Source organism: Rathayibacter sp. VKM Ac-2835 (assembly GCF_013266705.1).
Lineage (GTDB): Bacteria > Actinomycetota > Actinomycetes > Actinomycetales > Microbacteriaceae > Rathayibacter.
This window is the reverse complement of record NZ_JABSNQ010000002.1, coordinates 722,859-738,548: the sequence shown is the minus strand read 5'-3', so window position 1 is coordinate 738,548 and position 15,690 is coordinate 722,859. Positions and strand designations below refer to the sequence as shown.

The window sequence follows — 15,690 nt, the reverse complement described above, 5'->3', positions numbered from 1 at the left end:
GCTTCTGCGAGGATCGAGCCATGGCGATCCTCCGCGACCTGGCCCTCGGTGCACGGCTCTTCGGCAGGGGGTTCGGCACCTGGGTCCGCTCGCCCCGGGCCATGCTCCTCGGCGCGATCCCGCCCCTGATCGTCGGCCTCGTCTTCGTCGGCGTGCTGGTGCTCGTCCTCACCCGGATCGACGGCGTCGTCCTCGCACTGACGCCGTTCGCGGACGACTGGGACGAGACCTGGGCGGGGACCGTCCGCCTGCTGATCTCGATCGCCGCGGTCGGCGCGCTGGTGGCCCTCGGCGTCGTCCTGTTCGCCGCCGTCACCCTCCTGGTCGGCGATCCGTTCTACGAGCGGATCTGGCGCGGGGTCGAGAACGAGCTCGGCGGCGTGCCCGACGAGCACGAGACGGGGTTCTGGAGCGGACTCGGCCGCTCGCTCCGCGACTCCGGGGTGCTGGTGGCCACCTCGCTCGGGATCGGCGTCGTGCTGGTCCTGCTCGGCGTCATCCCGATCGTCGGACAGGTGATCGGCCTGATCGCCGGCGCGCTCGTCGGCGGCCGGGCGCTCGCCCTCGAGCTGACCGGGTTCGCCGGGGACGCGCGAGGCCTGACCCTCCGCGACCGCCGCCGCCTCCTCGGCGAGCGCCGCGCGGTGTCGCTCGGCTTCGGCATCGCGGTCTACCTGACCTTCCTCGTCCCCGGCGGCGCGGTGGTCGCCACGCCCGCTGCGACGGCCGGGGCGACGCTCCTGCTCCGGACCCTCCGCGGCGAGTCGACGGAGCGGATCGAGCCCGCAGCCGACGCCGCGACCGCCTGATCGGGTGGCCGCCCGAGCGGCCGCTCCCCTAGACTTCCCCCGTGCTCACGTCGACCCTCCGCCCCTGGTGGCCCGCCTCCTAGGCAGGCCGACGCGCAGACTCCTCTCGCACACGACCGCCTCGACCGGGCGGTCGTTCTGCATGTCGGGGCCCGGGTGAGGGACACCCCGACCCAAGGACCACGATGACCTCGCTCCTCTCCCGCATCCTCGCCTCCGACGGATCGCTGCCGTTCGCGGTCGTCCTCCGGCAGGGCCGGACGGACGTCGACGTCTTCACGGGCGACGTCGTCGACGTCGACGGCCTCGCCGACATCCCGCTCGACGGCGCCGACGTGCTGACGCTCGTGCCCTACCGCCAGGTGCGCGAGCGCGGGTTCGCGGCCAAGGACGACGGCGCTCCACTGCGCAACCTCGTGGTGCGCGAGCGCGAGAGCGTGCCGCTCGCCGAGGTGCTGCGGCTGCTGCCCGAGCGCGAGATCCCGGTCGAGGAGCGCGGCTTCGACGTGCCCGACGAGGAGTACGCGGAGATCGTCCGCCGGGTGATCGACGACGAGATCGGCCGGGGCGAGGGCGCCAACTTCGTCATCAACCGCGCGTTCGTCGCGCACACCGATGCTCCCGCGGTCGAGGCGGTGCTGGCCTGGTTCCGCCGGCTGCTCACCGACGAGTCCGGCGCCTACTGGACCTTCGCGATCCACACTCCCGGCGCCGACGGCTCGCCGGCCGTCACCGCGGTGGGCGCGACGCCCGAGCGCCACGTCTCGGTGCGCGACGGCGTGGCGATGATGAACCCGATCAGCGGCACCTTCCGCCACCCCGCGGCCGGCCCGACCGGCGCCGAGGTCCTCGCGTTCCTCGCCGACGTCAAGGAGAGCGAGGAGCTCTTCATGGTGGTCGACGAGGAGATGAAGATGATGAGCGCGGTCTGCCCGAACGGCGGCCGGATCCTCGGCCCGTTCCTCAAGCAGATGTCGCGGCTCAGCCACACCGAGTACCTGCTCGAGGGGCGCACCGACCTCGACGTCCGCGAGGTGCTGCGGCTGACGATGTTCGCGCCGACCGTCACCGGCTCGCCGATGGAGAACGCCTGCGCCGTGATCGCGGAGTACGAGAAGGAGCCGCGCGGCTACTACTCCGGTGTGCTCGCGCTGTTCGAGCCGGAGGAGCACGGCTACACGGTCGACGCGCCGATCCTGATCCGCACCGCCTACCTCCGCGAGGACGGCCGGCTCACCGTGCCGGCCGGGGCGACGCTCGTGCGGCACTCGACACCGGAGGGCGAGGTCGCCGAGACCCGCGCGAAGGCCTCCGGCGTGCTCTCCGCGCTGGGGCTGCTCCCCCACCGCGACATCCCGCCGGCGATCGACCTCAACGCGCAGCCCGGCGTGCAGGAGGCGCTCGAGGCGCGCAACGAGCGGCTCGCCTCGTTCTGGCTGCGGCCGCAGGCCCCCGAGCACATCGAGGGTCTCGCCGGCCACACCGCCCTCATCGTCGACAACGAGGACCAGTTCACGACGATGCTCGCGCACCAGCTGCGCCACCTCGGCATGGACGCCCGGGTCGAGCGCTGGTCGAGCGTCGAGGACGTGCTGAGCGACGACCTCGTCGTGTTCGGGCCCGGTCCCGGCGACCCGCGCGACGACTCCGAGCCGCGGATCGCGCGCCTGCGGGCGCTGATGACCGAGCGGCTCGCCTCGGAGCGGCCGATGCTCGCCGTCTGCCTCAGCCACCAGATGCTGTCGCTGCTCGCCGGGCTGCCGGTCGAGCCGCTGCCCGCGCCCCGGCAGGGCGTGCGGCTCGCGGTCGACGTGTTCGGCGAGGACGCGGCGATCGGCTTCTACAACACCTTCTCGTCGGTCGCCGGGGCGGACGTGTCGAGCACTCCGCTGCTGGACCTCGAGATCTCGCGCGATCCGGCGACGGGGATCGTCGACGCGCTGCGCGGCGAGGGAGTCGCGTCCGTGCAGGGCCACCTCGAGTCGGTGCTCTCCTCGGACGGGCTGCGCACGCTGGAGCGGCTGGTGCGCACCGCGACGTCGCAGCCGGCGCGCGCGTGAGCGACGTCCGGCTGATCGCGTCGCCGTCCTACTCCGCCGAGCTGCGCGAGGCGGTGGCCGCGAGCGTCCGGGCGGCGGCGGAGGCGGCGCGCGGCTGGTACGGCCGCGGCGACAAGCTCGCCGCCGACGCGGCCTCGGTCGCGGCGATGCGCGCGGTGCTCGCCGAGGCGCCGTTCGACGGTGTCGTAGTCATCGGCGAGGGCGAGAAGGACGACGCGCCCATGCTCGCGAACGGCGAGCGGCTCGGCCGGGCCGGCTCGCCCTCCTGCGATGTCGCGGTGGATCCGCTGGACGGCACGCGGCTGACGGCGGAGGGGATCCCCGGCTCGGTCTGCGTGATCGCGCTCGCGCCGCGCGGCACGATGCTCGATCCGCGCGACGTCTTCTACATGGACAAGCTGGTCTGCTCCGGTGCGGGGGCGGGGGTCGTCGGGCTGGACCTGGCTCCGGGCGAGAACGCGCGGCGGCTGGCGGGTGCCCTGGGCAAGCCGGTCTCCGAGCTCGTGGTCGCCGTGCTGGACAAGCCGCGGCACGCCGGGCTGATCGCCTCGCTGCGGGTGGCCGGAGTCGCGCTGTCGCTGCGCGGCGAGGGCGACGTCTCGGTCGCGATCGAGGCCGCGGACCCGGACGGCTCCGTCGACCTCGTGCTCGGCATCGGCGGCACCCCCGAGGGCGTCGTCGCCGCCTGCGCCGTCCGCGCCCTCGGCGGCGTGATGGAGGGCCGCCTGGCTCCGCAGACGGACCTCGAGCGGTCGAACGCCCTGGCCGCCGGCCACGACCTCACCCGCCTGCTGACCCTCGACGACCTCGTCTCCTCCCCCGACGTCCTCTTCGCCGGCTGCGAGGTCTGAACCCTCCCCTCCCTCCCGGGGTGCGGTCGGCGACCGGCGGCTCGGCCGCGCTCGACGCGGGTCCACCCACGGTCGCGTCTTCGTGAGTTCCGAGGAGGGGTAGGTGGTTGTTCCTCGATGAGGGATCATATTCGTATGGTCGAGGCGCCGGGCCCGGCCGCACCGCGAGGAACGGCGACGATGACATCGACACGAACGACCCCCTTCACCCTCTATCAGGTGCACGTGCGGGGTCAGTGGCAGGCCTGGTAGAGCCGGAGCCCGACCATCGACATGACCGTGCCGTCGCGCTTCGCACTGGTCCTCACCGATCTGCGGTCGTCGTTGCGCTGGCCGCAGGCGCTCCTCGGTGTGATCCTCGTCGTCGGTCCGACCGCTCTCGGGCTGGCGGAGGTGGGCGGCGGTGTCTACCGCGATGAGCTGGACGTCTACTCCCAGTTCATGATCTCCCCGATGATCATCCTCTTCCCCGTCTTCATCACGACGGCTTGCTGCAGCGGCACCGCTGCCGAGATCAGGAACAGGTTCGTCATCCTCGTCCGCGCGCGGACGGATCTCCGGTCCTACCTGGCGACCCGGATGATGAGTGTCGCCCTCGGAGCATTCGTGCTCGGCTTCGTCGCCGCACTCCTTCCCGGACTGATCGCCTTCGGGATCTGGCCGGAGCTGGCTGCGCCCTTCATCGATCCGGTCGTGTACGGACTCGCACCGGACGAGGTGGAACGGAACGCCCTGGAGCGCGTGAACTACTCGCAGCTGCTCGCCTTCGGGTGGCCGGTGTACCTGATCGGCTACTCCTCGGTGCTGGGTGCCTGGGGCGCGATCACGGCGATGGCCGGGGTGCTCGCACTGGTCGCACTGAAGAACCTGGGGCTGGCGATGGTGCTGCCCGCAGTGATCTTCTTCGTCGAGACGATGGCTGTCGCTCTGGTCGACCGGCCGCTTCTCGGATTCATGTACGGAGCCTTCCCGTTCGGTCTCGATCAGGCGCCGATCGGCATCATGGTCCTGCCGCTCGCGGTCGCTGGAGCCGCGACGGTTCTCGCCGCACGGCGGATCCTCGGTAGAGCCCAGCGACTCCCGGCGCTGACATGATCGCCTCGCTCTCCCGCCGTGTCCGCCTGCTGCTCGCCGGCTGGGCGGTGGCGGCTGCCGCCGCGTACTCGATCCACCAGCGGATGCTCTGGGCCGCGTCGGGTTCCTCGTTCGGATTCGTCGACCTGGCGATCGAAGTCGTGAACGACCCGCTCTTCGTCTGCTGCGGACTGGGAGCGCCGTGGTGCATCGCCTTCTTCCTGGCGTCGAGATCCCTCCCGCCGGAGGCGGTGTGCATCCGGGCCGGATCGCTCAGGAACGTGCTCCTCGTCCTCCTGCGCAGCGACGCGGCGAGCGCTGCGGTCGTCCTGTTCGGGGTGCTGACGACGTGCTGGGTGTGCTCGCTCGGGCTGGCGAACGACGTCGCGCGCGTGCCCGCATCGGTGAGTGCGCTGCTCGCGGACGTCGCGCTGCCCCCGCCCGTCGGAGTGCTGCTCCAGCTCCCGCTCCTCCTGCTCTTCCTCGCGACGATCGGGTCCCTCCTCTCCGCCTGCTGGGTGCTCTCGGGCGGGAGTGTCCTCGTCGGGGTTGCGGCGACGGTGCTGCTCGGCTGGTTCGCCGTCTCGGCGGCGGGGGGACTCCCAAGGGACTCCGCCGTCAGCTCGGCGTTCCTCTCCAGTTCCTCGCTCCACCTCGGGCGGCCGTTCGGCGTGCTGGCCGCCGTCGTCGTCCTCCTCTCGATCGAGGTCGTCCTCCTCGGCGCCGTCCGGGTCCAGGATCACCGGCTGTCCGGAGCGGCGCGGTCCTGGGGTGCCGGATGGGCGGCGTACGTCCTCCTCCTCGGCACGGCCGCGCTCGGGCCGACGGGGCTCCAGTCGGTCTCCGAGGGGAATCCGGCACCCGGGGTCGAGGGAAGAGTCCTCGGTCCTCTCTTCGCGGGCCCAGTGGGCGCTCTCGCACCCACCCTGTTCTCCGTCCTCGTCGTCACGGGCTTCGCGATGACCTGGCAGCTCAGCGAGCTCGATCCCCGGCGCCCGATCCTCCGCTGCGAGCTGATCCGGTTCGGATCGAGCGGCGCTCGGAATCGGCGACTCGGCGCAGGGCTCCTCGCCCGTGCACTCGGAGTGAGCGCGCTCGTCGGCGCTCTGGCCGGTGCCGAGGCGCTCCTGCGGGGCGCCCCCTGCGAGCTCGCGTCCTTCGTCGACCCGGTGGTGGGCTATCAGCTCCTGGTGAACGGAACGCTGCAGCTGACACTGGTCGCGGTCGCCGCCTCCGCCTTCGCGCCGCTCGCCGGATCGGGCGCTGCCCCCGCGGCGTTCTCGGCCGGATTGGCCTTCCTGCCGAGCGAGCTCCTCGAGGGCAACCCGCTCGGCATCGCGGGTCTGTGGCGGAGCGCGGAGGGCTGGCCGAGCGTCCTCCACGGGACGGCGCTGGCGCTGGGGAGCGCCTGCATCGTCCTCGTCGCAGCAGGCATCGCGTCTCGACTGGCCGAGAGGCATCCAAGAACAGAAAGAGGTCGCTCATGACGAACGCCATCACGGTCGAGGGTGTGTCCAAGAGCATCCGCGGGACCCTGCTCTACAGCGAGGTCGCGTTCGAGCTGCGCCGAGGCGGGCTCTACGCGCTCCTCGGCCCGAACGGCTCCGGGAAGTCGGTCCTGCTGCGACTGCTCTGCGGCTTCCTGAGCCCGGACTCGGGCAGCATCAGCGTCGACCCGGCGATCTCGCCGGAAGGGCGGACGTTCCCGGACGGCTTCGGGATCACGATCGACGGCCCCGCCTACATCGCAGGCCTCTCCGCGGAGCAGAACCTCCTGCGACTGGCCGCGATCCGCAAGCGCATCGGGATCGAGGAGATCCGCGCGACGCTCGCCTCGGTACGTCTGCAGAGCACGGGGCGCTCAGCGGTCCGCACCTTCTCCTCGGGGATGAAGCAGAAGCTGTCCCTCGCGCAGGCTCTGATGGAGGACCCGAAGGTGCTCCTCCTCGACGAGCCGTTCACCGCGCTCGACACGGAGAGCGTCGCGGTCGTCAAGGACCTCCTCCGCGAGCGGGTGGCCGAGGGGGTCACCGTCCTCCTGACGATGCACGGCGAGACGGACTTCCTCGCCGAGTGCGACGGTGTCCTCCGGATCGAGAACCGCACGATCTCGATGCGCTGACGACTGGTCGTCCCCGCGAGATGCCACTTGTGCCCGCCTTTCGCGGCGTGTCGCGCGCACAAGTGGCATCTCGCGGAGGGGGTGCGGCGGGGACGACGAAGGCCCCGGCTCGACGTGCGAACCGGGGCCTTCTCGATGTAGCGGGAGCGGGACTTGAACCCGCGACACCACGATTATGAGCCGTGTGCTCTAACCACCTGAGCTACCCCGCCGCACGTTTCCGGAGGCTGGCCTGCCGGGAACGGAGCCCCCTGTGGGAATCGGACCCACTACCTCTTCCTTACCAAGGAAGTGCTCTACCAATGAGCTAAGGGGGCGCACCTGCGGGTCTGACTGCCCCTCTCGGGGCGTGCCCGCGATTTGGCACCGTTAGACGATAGCACCTCCGCGAGGCGGTGATGACCGCGGGGTGGAGGGGGTGGTCCGGGCGGGGTGGGTCTCGATACGCCCGCTTCGCGGGCTGCTCGACCAGCAAGGGACGAGCCGTCCCCTGCGCTGGTGGAGCAGTTGCGCAACGGGGCCCTTCATGCTGGTCGAGTAGCCCCGCAGGGGCGTATCGAGACCCGCCGTCGTCAGCACGTGGGTCTTCAGACTCCTGTTCTGACGCCGGTGGATCTCGATACGCCCGCTGCGCGGACTACTCGATCAGCATGGACTTCCCGATCTCGACGCGGCGATCCCTGCTCGGGACCCGGCTACGAGCGGCTCGCCGTGTCGAGCGCGGCCAGCTCGTCCGCCGTCAGCTCGAGCGTCGCGGAGGCGACGAGGGCGGGCAGCTGCTCCATCACGCGGGCGCTCGCGATCGGCGCCGCGACGCCGTCCTGCGAGCGGAGCCACGCGAGGGCAACGGTCGCGACCTCGGCGTCGTGCGCGGCGGCCGCCGCGTCGAGGGCGGCCAGCACGCGGCGACCGCGGGCGTCGAGGTACTGCGCGGCACCCGAGGCGCGCGGGCTGTCGGGCGTGGACCCGTCGCGGTACTTGCCCGTCAGGAACCCCGAGGCGAGGGCGTAGTACGGGACGACGGCGAGCCCGGCCTCGCGGGCGAGCGGCAGGACGTCCGCCTCGATGCCGCGCTCGACGAGGTTGTAGTGCGGCTGGACGGCGACCGGTGCGTGCAGGCCCTCCTCCTTCGCGAGGCGCAGCCACTCCGCGATGCGGTCGGCGCTGAAGTTCGAGACGCCGACGGCGCGGACGAGGCCCTCGTCGACGAGCTCGGAGAAGACCCGGGCGATGTCCTCGAGCGGGACGGCGTCGTCGTCGAAGTGCGCGTAGTAGAGATCGATCCGGTCGGTGCGCAGGCGCTGGAGCGAGGCGCGGGCGGCCTTGCGGACGTTGTCGGGGGCGAGACCGGTGAACTCGGGGTGCCTGCTGACCTTGGTCGCGATCACGACGTCGTCGCGCGAGCCCGAGCGGCGCGAGAGCCACTCGCCGATGATCGTCTCGGACTCGCCGCCGTGGTTGCCGGGGACCCAGGCCGAGTAGGAGTCGGCCGTGTCGATGAAGTCGCCGCCCGCGGCGACGTAGCCGTCGAGTACGTCGAAGGAGGTCTGCTTCCCGGCGGTCCAGCCGAAGACGTTGCCGCCGAGGGAGAGCGGGAAGACCTCGATGCCGGAGTCGCCCAGGGGCGTGCGGGTGAGGGAGTCGTGGGACGGAGCTGCGCTGTCGATCGTCATCCCCCGATTCAACTCGCCGCGGGCCGCACTGCCGATCCCCCGCCGCGCATGCGGAGCAAGCACTCAGCCACTCGCGGCGCGCTGGGCGTCAGCCGCCGAGCGGGTAGTCGGCGTAGGCGAAGCGCGTCGAGTCCGGAGACCAGCCGGCGACGTTGATCGTGCCCTGGCCGCCGAAGAGCGACTGCACCACCCGGCCCGGGGACGTGTCGCCGTCCGCGCGCCCCTCGAGCGCGATCAGCCGCAGCTCGACCGGCAGGTTCTCCGGGTGCCCGGCCGTCCCCGCGGGGTAGGCGAGGTAGAGCAGGTGCGCGCTGTCCGGCGACTCGTGCGGGAACCAGTCGACCGTGTCCGAGGCCACGAACCGCTCGATCCCGGAGCCGTCGAGACGCATCCGGAACAGCTGGGCGACACCGCCCTCCCGCTCGGAGTTGAAGAAGAGCCGTTCCCCGTCCGCGGAGAAGTCGACGCCGTCGTCGGGGTGCGCGTCGTCGGTCAGCGCGGTCAGCGGACCGCCCTCGGCCGGCATCGTGAACACGTTGGTGACCCAGCGCCCGGACGCGTCCTCGCCGCCGCCGATCAGCGCGAGCAGCCGGCCGTCGGGCGAGACGCCGTGCAGGTAGTGCTTGAAGCGCGGCAAGGGTCCGGCGGAGGTGAGCCGGCGCGCGGGCGCCGAGCCGTCGAGCGCGATCGCGTAGAGGTGCCCATCCCGAGCCGAGACGTAGGCAGTGCCGCCGCCGGGAGCGAGCACGTGGTCGTTGTTGAGCTCGTCCGGCACCCCGTCGAGCGGGATCGCCTCGAGGGCGGCGGGCCCGACCGGCGCATCCCCGAGAGGCAGCCGGAACAGCCCGCCGTCCCCGTTCACGACGAGGAACGACCCGTCCGGCGACCAGTTCGGCGCCTCCACGAGCAGCTCCGCGGAGGAGAACACCGTCGTCGCCACGCCGCTCGCGACGTCGAGCACGCGGATCCGGCAGGTCTGGTCGGGGAGCAGTGAGCGGGCCATGCGCACCACGGTAGGGGAACGGAGGTCGTCAAGCCCGTCCGCACTCAGGTTCCCGCCGCCCGCCCTCCCTTATCCTTGTCTGGACAACTGTGCTGAGTGGAACCGGGGAGGACTGTGTGATGCTCCTCACCCTCGCGATCACGTTCGCCCTCGCGGTGGTCACGCCGTGGATCGTCGACCGCTTCGGCCCGAAGGTCTTCTACGCCCTCGCGCTCGTGCCGGCCGCCACCTTCGTGTCGACCGCCGCCTCGCTGCCGACGGTCCTCGCCGGCGGGGAGCTCCGCGAGGAGATCCCGTGGATCCCCTCCCTCGACATCTCCCTCTCGTTCCGGCTCGACGCGCTGTCGATCGTCCTCGCGCTCGTCGTCAGCGGCGTCGGCGCCCTCGTCCTCGCCTACTGCGGCAGCTACTTCAAGCGCGACGAGCCGTCGCTCGGCCGCTTCGCCGCCCTGCTCTTCGCCTTCGCGGGCGTGATGTACGGGCTGGTCACCGCCGACGACGTGATCATCCTCTTCGTCTTCTGGGAGGCCACGAGCGTCCTCTCCTACCTGCTGATCGGGCACTACAGCGGGCGCAAGGAGAGCCGTGGAGCCGGCCTCCAGGCGCTGCTGGTCACCACCCTCGGCGGCCTGGCGATGCTCGTCGGCGTGATCATCCTGATCGTCGAGTCCGGCACCTCGAGCCTCGCGGGCATCGTCGCCGCCGCGCCGTCCGGCCCGATCGTCTCGGTCGCCCTCGTCCTGGTGCTGCTCGGCGCCTTCTCCAAGTCGGCGCTCGTCCCCTTCCACTTCTGGCTGCCGGCCGCGATGGCCGCGCCGACCCCGGTCAGCGCCTACCTGCACGCCGCCGCGATGGTGAAGGCCGGCATCTACCTCGTCGCCCGTCTCGCTCCCGGCTTCGCGGACGACGCCGTCTGGCTGCCCGTGATCGTCAGCGTCGGCGTCTGGACGATGCTCGTCGGCGGCTGGCGCTCGCTCCGCCAGTACGACCTCAAGCTCGTCCTCGCCTACGGCACTGTCAGCCAGCTCGGCTTCCTGACCGTCGCGGTCGGCTTCGGCTCGCGCGATGCGGCGCTCGCCGGGCTCACCCTGCTGATCGGCCACGCGCTGTTCAAGGCGCTCCTGTTCCTCGCCGTCGGCATCGTCGACCACCGCGCCGGCACCCGCGACCTGCGCAAGCTCAGCGGTCTCGGCCGCCAGGCGCCGGTGCTCGCTGGCGCCGCGCTGCTCGGCGTGCTCTCGATGGCGGGCATCCCGCCGCTGCTCGGCTTCGTCGCCAAGGAGGCGGTCTTCACCAGCCTGCTGTCCGCGATCGAGCAGGGCTCGTTCTGGGCCTGGGTCGCGCTGATCGGACTCGTGCTCGGCTCGATCCTGACCGTCGCCTACTCGGCCCGCTTCTTCTGGGGCGCGTTCGCCCGTAAGAAGGGCCTCGAGGACACCCACCTCCACGCGGAGCCGTGGACCTTCACCGCACCCACCGTCGTCCTCGCCGTCGTGAGCGTCGTCGGCGGCATCGGCGCGTCCCTCCTCGACCCGCTGGTCGCGGTGTACGCGGACACGCTCCCCTACGGCGCCCCCGACGCCGACCCGCAGCTCGCCGCGGCGGCCGAGGAGTCCGACCACGGCGGCTACCACCTCGCGCTCTGGCACGGCTTCGAGCCGGCCCTCGCGCTCAGCGCCCTGGTCATCGCGATCGGCCTGCTGCTCTTCGCGAAGCGGATCGCGGTCGCGCGGATCCAGTCCCGGGTCCCGAACACGATCGACTCCGCCGAGGGCTACTGGGCGACCGTCCGCTGGCTCGACCGCGTCGCCAGCACGGTCACCGAGTTCGTCCAGCGCGGCTCGCTCCCCCGCTACCTCACGGTGATCTTCGCGGTCTTCGTCCTCGGAGTCGGCGGCGCCGCGGCGCTGAACCGTACCTGGCCCGGCGACCTCGTCTTCTGGGACTCGCCCGGCCAGCTCGCCGTCGCCGCCGTGATGATCCTCGCGGCGATCCTCTGCGCCGTCGCGCGCAACCGCGTCGCCGCCGTGCTGCTCGCCGGCGCCACCGGCTACGGGATGGTCGCCCTCTTCGCGATCCAGGGCGCCCCGGACCTGGCGCTCACCCAGGCGCTGATCGAGACGATCACGCTGGTCGTCTTCGTCCTCGTGCTGCGCCGCCTCCCCACCCGGATCGCGCAGAAGCACCAGCCGATGCGCAAGCGCCTGCGCGCGGTCATCGGCATCGCGGTCGGAGCGGTCATGGCCCTCGCCGCGACGATCGCCCTCGGCGCCCGCACCGCGACCCCGATCTCCGTCGACCTCCCCCGCCTCGCGTACGAGGAGGGCAAGGGGCGCAACATCGTCAACGTCCTGCTCGTCGACATCCGCGCCTGGGACACGATGGGCGAGATCTCCGTGCTCGTCGTCGTCGCCACCGGCGTCGCGAGCCTGATCTTCCTCTCCAGCCGGGCCGGTGGCGCCCCGCGCCTCGAGCACCCGACCGCCGCCGACCGCGAGGAGCGGGCGACCGACCTCACCGCGCCCTCGGCCGACGCGGAGAAGACCGGCGACCGCGGCTCCTGGCTGGTCGCCGGCCGGACGCTCCGCCCCGAGAACCGCTCGATCGTGCTCGAGGTGCTGGTGCGCCTGCTCTTCCACCCCGCGATGATCGTCTCGGTCTACCTGCTCTTCACCGGTCACAACACCCCGGGCGGAGGCTTCGCGGGCGGTCTGCTCGCCGGTCTCGCACTCGTCGCGCGCTACCTCGCCGGCGGCCGGTTCGAGCTCGGCGAGGCCGCGCCGATCGACGCGGGCAAGGTCCTCGGCCTCGGCCTGCTCTTCGCGGTCGGCACCGCCGTCTCCTCGCTCGCCTTCGGCCTCGAGGTGCTCGAGTCGAGCTGGCTCGACCTCTACCTTCCCGTCCTCGGCGAGCTGCACCTGGGCACCTCCACCCTCTTCGACATCGGCGTGTACCTGATCGTGATCGGCCTGACCCTCGACATCCTCCGCAGCCTCGGCGGGGAGGTCGACCGCCACGGCGAGGAGGCCGAGCAGGGCGACCCCTCCGGCGACGGCGTCACCCACTCGACCGACAGCACCCCCGGCCCCGGCGCCGGCACGGTCGACGGCCTCGAGACGAAGCTGCCGACCGGCTCCACCGTCGTCGGCGGACCGGGCAGGGGGGACGGCGCATGAGCATCACCCTCGTCCTCGTCGTCGTGATGGCGGTGATGTACGCCGCGGGCGTCTACCAGATGCTCGAGCGCAGCCTCACCCGGATCCTGATCGGCTTCCTCCTCGTCGGCAATGCGACGAACATCCTGATCCTGCTGATGGCGGGCCGCTCCGGAGAGGCGCCGTTCGTCACCGACGACGGCCGCTCCTACGAGCAGATCGCCGAGGAGATGGCCGACCCGCTGCCGCAGGCGCTGATCCTGACGGCGATCGTGATCACCTTCGGAGTGTCCGCCTTCCTCCTCGCGATGATCTACCGGCGCTGGCGCCTCGCCAACGCCGACCAGGTCGAGGACGACGAGAACGACGCCTCCGTCCGTGCGGACGCGGCCGGCATCTCGGCCCAGACCACCGCCGACGACCGGGCCCTGGACGTGCTGCTCGAGTCCAGCGACGAGGGCACCGCCTCGAAGCACGCGGAGAGCGCCATGACCGACGACAGGAAGGAGGACCGATGAACGTGCTGATCCCCCTCGTCGTCACCCTCCCCCTGCTGGGAGCCGCCGTCGCGCTCGTGCTCGGCCGGCACCGCCGCGCGCAGATCACGGTCAACATCGTCACGCTGTCGACGGTGCTCGTGATCTCCTCCGTGCTGCTCGTCCTCGTCCTCACCGGCCAGGAGGGCGGCAGCGCCGTCTACGTGGGCGGCTGGGAGCCGCCGTGGGGCATCGTGCTGGTCGTCGATCCGCTCGCCGCCCTGATGCTCGTGATCACCTCGGTCACGCTGCTCGGCGTCCTGCTGTTCTCGGTCGGCCAGGGCCTGGTCGACGGCAACCGCGAGACGCCGGTCACGATCTTCCACCCGACCTATCTGATCCTCTCGGCGGGCATCCTCAACGCCTTCGTCGCGGGCGACCTCTTCAACCTCTACGTCGGCTTCGAGATCCTGCTCGCGGCGAGCTACGTGCTGATCACCCTGGGCGGCACCGCGCCGCGGATCCGGGCGGGCACGACCTACGTGGTCGTCAGCCTGGTTTCGAGCGTGTTCTTCCTCTCCGCGATCGGCCTGCTCTACGGCGCCACCGGCACCGTCAACATGGCGCAGCTGTCGATCCGGATCGCCGAGCTGCCCGCCGACGTCCAGCTGGTGCTGCACGTGGTGCTGCTGCTGGGCTTCGGGATCAAGGCCGCGGTCTTCCCGCTGTCGTTCTGGCTGCCCGACTCCTATCCCACCGCTCCGGCGCCGGTCACGGCCGTGTTCGCCGGCCTGCTCACCAAGGTCGGCGTCTACGCGCTGATCCGCACCGAGACTCTGCTCTTCCCCGGCGGCAGGCTCACCGAGGTGCTGATGGTCGTCGCGCTGCTGACGCTGGTCGTGGGCATCCTCGGTGCCGTCGCGCAAGCGGACATCAAGCGGATGCTCTCCTTCACGCTGGTCTCGCACATCGGCTACATGGTCTTCGGCATCGCGATCGGCACGGAGGCGGGCTACGCCGCGACGATCTTCTACGTGATCCACCACATCACCGTGCAGACCACGCTGTTCCTCGCGACCGGGCTGATCGAGCGCGTCGGCGGCACCACGTCGATCCTCCGGCTCGGCGGGCTGCTGAAGGCCTCGCCGCTGCTGGCGCTTCTCTATTTCATCCCCGCGATGAACCTCGGCGGCATCCCGCCGTTCACCGGCTTCCTCGGCAAGGTCGGCCTCTTCGTCGCCGGCACCGAGTCGGCTGCGGACCAGCCCTCCTGGCTGATCTGGGCGGTCATCGCCGCGGGCGCCGTCACCTCGCTGCTCACCCTCTACGCCGTCGCCCGCGTCTGGAACATGGCGTTCTGGCGCCGCCAGGAGGAGGTGCCCGGCTACGAGTCCCCGCTGATCGACCAGCTGCAGGAGGACCCGCACGACACCGGCACCGTCCGCACGCGGCACTCGCCGCCGATGATGGTCCTCGCGACCGCCGGCATGGTCGTCTTCGGCGTGGGCCTGACGATCGCCGCCGGTCCGCTCTACGACGCCAGCGAGCAGGCCGCGGCCGCGGTCGCCGATCCCTCCACCTACATCGCCACCGTCTACCGCGACTCGTCCTTCGGAGAGGAGGGCCCCCGATGAGCCCCCGCCGCCGCGTCGACTTCTGGAACCGGTTCGCGATGTTCGTGACCCTGGTCGGCATCTGGGTGCTGCTCTGGGACGACGTCTCGGTGCTCTCGATCGTCTCGGGCTTCCTCGTCGCGCTGATCATCACCCGCGTCTTCTACCTGCCGCCGGTGGAGTTCTCGAATCGGGTGAACCCCTGGCACCTGCTGGTCTTCCTGCTGCGCCTCGCGCTCGACATCGCGGTCGCGTCCGTCCGCGTCTCGTACCAGATCCTCACCCTGCCGGTCCCGGTGCACAACGCGATCGTCGCCGTGCACCTGCGCAGCCGCTCCGAGGGGATGCTGGTCTGGACCACCGAGGCCGTCTCGCTCGTGCCCGGCTCGCTCGTGATCGACGTCGACCCGCAGCTGAACGTCCTCTACCTGCACGTCCTCGGCGTCACCCACGACGAGGGCCACCGGATCGACGAGGTCCGCCGCACGGTCCTGCGCACCGAGGCGCGCATCGTCCGGGCGATCGGCTCGCGCGAGGACGTCGCCCGGGTCGGCGAGCCGCTGGGCGAGGACGCGGGGGTGCTCCGATGATCGACTGGCTCGTCTGGATACTGGTGCCGATCTTCGGCGCGGCCGCCCTGCTCGCGCTCGTGCGCATCCTGATCGGCCCGTCGGTGCTGGACCGCGTGGTCGCCGCCGACGTGCTCGTGGCGACGATCCTCTGCGGCCTCGGCGCCGAGATGGCGATCAACCACCACGCGACGACGCTGCCGGTCGCGCTCGGGCTCGCGCTGTTCGCGGTCTTCGGCTCGATCAGCGTCGCCAAGTTCATGGCCAACCGCGAGGAGGACTGAC

The 15,690-nt window shown here is 71.6% G+C and carries 13 protein-coding genes and 2 tRNA genes; 11 read left to right on the top strand and 4 right to left on the bottom strand.

Annotation, left to right across the window (positions count from 1 at the left end):
- Positions 1 to 20 precede the first annotated feature (20 nt).
- The 6 genes from HRK28_RS11260 to HRK28_RS11235 all read left to right on the top strand — a co-directional run bounded on the left by HRK28_RS11260 (position 21) and on the right by HRK28_RS11235 (position 6,916).
- A complete protein-coding gene (locus tag HRK28_RS11260) occupies positions 21 to 809 on the top strand; it encodes an EI24 domain-containing protein (protein ID WP_173251556.1) in 789 nt (262 codons plus the stop codon).
- Between the two features lie 185 nt (positions 810 to 994).
- Positions 995 to 2,869 (top strand): anthranilate synthase family protein, encoded by a 1,875-nt coding sequence (locus HRK28_RS11255; protein WP_173251554.1) that lies wholly within the window; start codon positions 995 to 997, stop codon positions 2,867 to 2,869.
- The gene (locus tag HRK28_RS11250) at positions 2,866 to 3,720 is read left to right on the top strand and encodes a fructose-bisphosphatase class II (RefSeq protein ID WP_173251552.1); all 855 of its coding nucleotides are present in this window, start codon (positions 2,866 to 2,868) and stop codon (positions 3,718 to 3,720) included. Before HRK28_RS11255 ends, HRK28_RS11250 begins: the two co-directional genes overlap by 4 nt.
- Positions 3,721 to 3,993: 273 nt before the next feature.
- Positions 3,994 to 4,815, top strand: coding sequence for a hypothetical protein (locus HRK28_RS11245; protein ID WP_173251550.1), 822 nt, complete (start codon positions 3,994 to 3,996; stop codon positions 4,813 to 4,815).
- Complete coding sequence (locus HRK28_RS11240) at positions 4,812 to 6,281, top strand: hypothetical protein (protein WP_173251548.1); 1,470 nt, start codon at positions 4,812 to 4,814, stop codon at positions 6,279 to 6,281. The genes HRK28_RS11245 and HRK28_RS11240 overlap by 4 nt, the downstream gene beginning before the upstream one ends.
- Positions 6,278 to 6,916 carry an ATP-binding cassette domain-containing protein gene (locus HRK28_RS11235; RefSeq protein WP_173251546.1) on the top strand — a complete coding sequence of 213 codons (639 nt, stop codon included), beginning with the start codon at positions 6,278 to 6,280 and terminating at the stop codon, positions 6,914 to 6,916. Before HRK28_RS11240 ends, HRK28_RS11235 begins: the two co-directional genes overlap by 4 nt.
- Positions 6,917 to 7,054: 138 nt before the next feature.
- Here HRK28_RS11235 and HRK28_RS11230 read toward each other — a convergent pair.
- The 4 genes from HRK28_RS11230 to HRK28_RS11215 all read right to left on the bottom strand — a co-directional run bounded on the left by HRK28_RS11230 (position 7,055) and on the right by HRK28_RS11215 (position 9,592).
- A tRNA-Met gene (locus HRK28_RS11230) sits at positions 7,055 to 7,128 on the bottom strand.
- A 33-nt stretch (positions 7,129 to 7,161) separates the two neighbouring features.
- A tRNA-Thr gene (locus tag HRK28_RS11225) sits at positions 7,162 to 7,233 on the bottom strand.
- A gap of 378 nt (positions 7,234 to 7,611) precedes the next feature.
- Positions 7,612 to 8,589 (bottom strand): aldo/keto reductase, encoded by a 978-nt coding sequence (locus HRK28_RS11220; protein WP_173251544.1) that lies wholly within the window; start codon positions 8,587 to 8,589, stop codon positions 7,612 to 7,614.
- An 88-nt stretch (positions 8,590 to 8,677) separates the two neighbouring features.
- The gene (locus HRK28_RS11215; protein ID WP_173251542.1) at positions 8,678 to 9,592 is read right to left on the bottom strand and encodes a PD40 domain-containing protein; all 915 of its coding nucleotides are present in this window, start codon (positions 9,590 to 9,592) and stop codon (positions 8,678 to 8,680) included.
- A gap of 119 nt (positions 9,593 to 9,711) precedes the next feature.
- Between HRK28_RS11215 and HRK28_RS11210 the strand changes: the two genes are divergently transcribed.
- Genes HRK28_RS11210 through HRK28_RS11190 form a run of 5 tightly spaced genes read left to right on the top strand, consistent with a single transcriptional unit; the run spans position 9,712 to position 15,689 of the window.
- Positions 9,712 to 12,768 carry a Na+/H+ antiporter subunit A gene (locus tag HRK28_RS11210; protein ID WP_173251540.1) on the top strand — a complete coding sequence of 1,019 codons (3,057 nt, stop codon included), beginning with the start codon at positions 9,712 to 9,714 and terminating at the stop codon, positions 12,766 to 12,768.
- Positions 12,765 to 13,265: a Na(+)/H(+) antiporter subunit C gene (locus HRK28_RS11205; protein WP_160090641.1), complete on the top strand. Its 501-nt coding sequence runs from the start codon at positions 12,765 to 12,767 to the stop codon at positions 13,263 to 13,265. Before HRK28_RS11210 ends, HRK28_RS11205 begins: the two co-directional genes overlap by 4 nt.
- Positions 13,262 to 14,857 carry a Na+/H+ antiporter subunit D gene (locus HRK28_RS11200; RefSeq protein WP_173251538.1) on the top strand — a complete coding sequence of 532 codons (1,596 nt, stop codon included), beginning with the start codon at positions 13,262 to 13,264 and terminating at the stop codon, positions 14,855 to 14,857. The genes HRK28_RS11205 and HRK28_RS11200 overlap by 4 nt, the downstream gene beginning before the upstream one ends.
- Positions 14,854 to 15,426 carry a Na+/H+ antiporter subunit E gene (locus tag HRK28_RS11195; protein WP_173251536.1) on the top strand — a complete coding sequence of 191 codons (573 nt, stop codon included), beginning with the start codon at positions 14,854 to 14,856 and terminating at the stop codon, positions 15,424 to 15,426. Before HRK28_RS11200 ends, HRK28_RS11195 begins: the two co-directional genes overlap by 4 nt.
- A complete protein-coding gene (locus HRK28_RS11190) occupies positions 15,423 to 15,689 on the top strand; it encodes a monovalent cation/H+ antiporter complex subunit F (RefSeq protein ID WP_160090644.1) in 267 nt (88 codons plus the stop codon). Before HRK28_RS11195 ends, HRK28_RS11190 begins: the two co-directional genes overlap by 4 nt.
- Position 15,690: the final 1 nt, after the last annotated feature.

Bases quoted from the DNA above. Each gene is read 5' to 3' on its own strand.
- HRK28_RS11220 (WP_173251544.1), bottom strand. From the start codon at position 8,589: ATGACGATCGACAGCGCAGCTCCGTCCCACGACTCCCTCACCCGCACG.
- HRK28_RS11210 (WP_173251540.1), top strand. From the start codon at position 9,712: ATGCTCCTCACCCTCGCGATCACGTTCGCCCTCGCGGTGGTCACGCCG.
- HRK28_RS11245 (WP_173251550.1), top strand. From the start codon at position 3,994: ATGACCGTGCCGTCGCGCTTCGCACTGGTCCTCACCGATCTGCGGTCG.
- HRK28_RS11215 (WP_173251542.1), bottom strand. From the start codon at position 9,592: ATGGCCCGCTCACTGCTCCCCGACCAGACCTGCCGGATCCGCGTGCTC.
- HRK28_RS11240 (WP_173251548.1), top strand. From the start codon at position 4,812: ATGATCGCCTCGCTCTCCCGCCGTGTCCGCCTGCTGCTCGCCGGCTGG.
- HRK28_RS11235 (WP_173251546.1), top strand. From the start codon at position 6,278: ATGACGAACGCCATCACGGTCGAGGGTGTGTCCAAGAGCATCCGCGGG.
- HRK28_RS11260 (WP_173251556.1), top strand. From the start codon at position 21: ATGGCGATCCTCCGCGACCTGGCCCTCGGTGCACGGCTCTTCGGCAGG.
- HRK28_RS11255 (WP_173251554.1), top strand. From the start codon at position 995: ATGACCTCGCTCCTCTCCCGCATCCTCGCCTCCGACGGATCGCTGCCG.
- HRK28_RS11195 (WP_173251536.1), top strand. From the start codon at position 14,854: ATGAGCCCCCGCCGCCGCGTCGACTTCTGGAACCGGTTCGCGATGTTC.
- HRK28_RS11200 (WP_173251538.1), top strand. From the start codon at position 13,262: ATGAACGTGCTGATCCCCCTCGTCGTCACCCTCCCCCTGCTGGGAGCC.
- HRK28_RS11190 (WP_160090644.1), top strand. From the start codon at position 15,423: ATGATCGACTGGCTCGTCTGGATACTGGTGCCGATCTTCGGCGCGGCC.
- HRK28_RS11205 (WP_160090641.1), top strand. From the start codon at position 12,765: ATGAGCATCACCCTCGTCCTCGTCGTCGTGATGGCGGTGATGTACGCC.